This window comes from Caballeronia glathei (genome assembly GCF_000698595.1).
GTDB classification, from domain to species: domain Bacteria; phylum Pseudomonadota; class Gammaproteobacteria; order Burkholderiales; family Burkholderiaceae; genus Caballeronia; species Caballeronia glathei.
Genome location: NZ_JFHC01000217.1, coordinates 1 through 1,553 on the forward strand (window position 1 = coordinate 1; position 1,553 = coordinate 1,553).

1 protein-coding gene is annotated in these 1,553 nt (G+C 63.2%); it reads right to left on the minus strand.

All coding sequences use genetic code 11. The features are described 5' to 3' along the window. Positions 1-291: 291 nt before the first annotated feature. Positions 292-1,422 carry an IS110 family RNA-guided transposase gene (locus BG61_RS38370; protein ID WP_035936984.1) on the minus strand — a complete coding sequence of 377 codons (1,131 nt, stop codon included), beginning with the start codon at positions 1,420-1,422 and terminating at the stop codon, positions 292-294. Positions 1,423-1,553: the final 131 nt, after the last annotated feature.

Here is a 1,553-nt window from a genome sequence, read left to right on the forward strand (position 1 = left end):
CTGATATGACTCCCCGTGTCAATAAGAGATCGTTTCTTCACCTTCGCTAAAGACATATTGTTCGAGTTTCCTGAGGGCGACGTAGCAGTAAGTCTCGACGGTGAATCACGCTGATATCCGCGGGTTGGGTACCGCATTACAGTGGTCCGTCCAATGAGCCTGCCGCTATCTATGATCGCAAGTCCGATGAGATCGATTGCTTAGCCATCTCGCGGGTTACTCGTGTACCGGGCTACGCCGCCTTCAGGAAGCTCGTCCTCCAGTCGTTATGGTGGGTTGCTCACGTGCGTGTCATGCTGTTGGCACCTCGCGCGGCATGGCCAGCGACATCGCGAGCCGGCTGATGTCCCAGATGAACCCCGCCAGTTCGCGGGCGATCGCGACCACGGCGATGTTCTTCTCCTTGCCCCGTGCGACGAGCCTCCGGTAGCGCCGGCACAGGCGCACCTGCGCGTCCCAGGCCCGATCGACAATGGGCTTCGGGATGCCCTCGTGCCGGCGCTGGATCTCGAGGCTCACGCGGGCCGGGTGCTGGTAGCTCCATGCCGCTTCGACGAGCAGCTTTCGCGCATAGCTGTTGCCGTTCTTGGTAATGCTGCCCAGCCGGCGCTTCTGGCCCGATGAGTGTTCGGACGGCGTTACCCCCAGCCAGGCCATCAACTGGCGTGGGTGGTCGAAGCGCGACAGATCGCCCAACTCGGCGAGCATGCCCACGGCCGTGGTGAACTGCACGCCACGCATCGTCTGCAGGCCCAGCACGGCCGGATAGAAACGCCAGTTGACCACCGCCTCGCGCAGCGCGGCCTCCAGCCGGTCGCATTGCGCGAGGCGGTCCTCGATGGTACGCCGATGCTCCTCGAACGCGAGTTGCTGCCAGGCGCTGTCGAAGGCATAGGTGCTTAGCCAGCGCCGATGCGCAGGCCCCCAGTCAGCTTTGCCCGTGTAGCGCACACCGTGCGAGAGGAGAAAGGCCTTCAGCCGTTGCCGCGCACGCTTCAGATCGTCCTTGGCGCTTACCCACGCGCGGGCGAGATCGCGGAATGCTTCGTCATCCACGCTGGGCACGTACACGGCCGAGAGGTCCCCGGCACGAAGCGCGCGCACGAGCTTGATCGCATCGCGTCGATCGGTCTTGACGCGTTCGCCGGGTTTGCGCGGAATCAGCGACGGCGCACACACCATGCAGTCAAAACCCTGTTTGACGAGTTGCCGGTACAGCCCATAGCCGCACGGGCCCGCCTCGTAGACGAAGCAGACACGTCGCGCTTTCGACTGCAGACGCTTGCACAGGCGATCGATATCGGCCTTCGTCGTCCCGATCTTGCCGAGCAGTTCGACCTCGCCGGTGCCGACCGCGTAGGCTACCGTGATCGACTCCTTGTGGACATCCAACCCAACGTACACCGTGCTATCGTGTTCCATGCTGGCCTCCGTGGTGGGAATCGCCGGGTGTGGCCTTGTCCACACCGTGCGGCTCTGGCAGTCATGCTAACCCGCGTTTGATTCCCTCACGGCAGGCCAGCCTCCGCCTCACGGGGAGTCATAATGACTAT

Excerpts from the sequence above, each read along its gene's own strand:
- BG61_RS38370 (WP_035936984.1), bottom strand. The coding sequence starts at position 1,422 with ATGGAACACGATAGCACGGTGTACGTTGGGTTGGATGTCCACAAGGAG.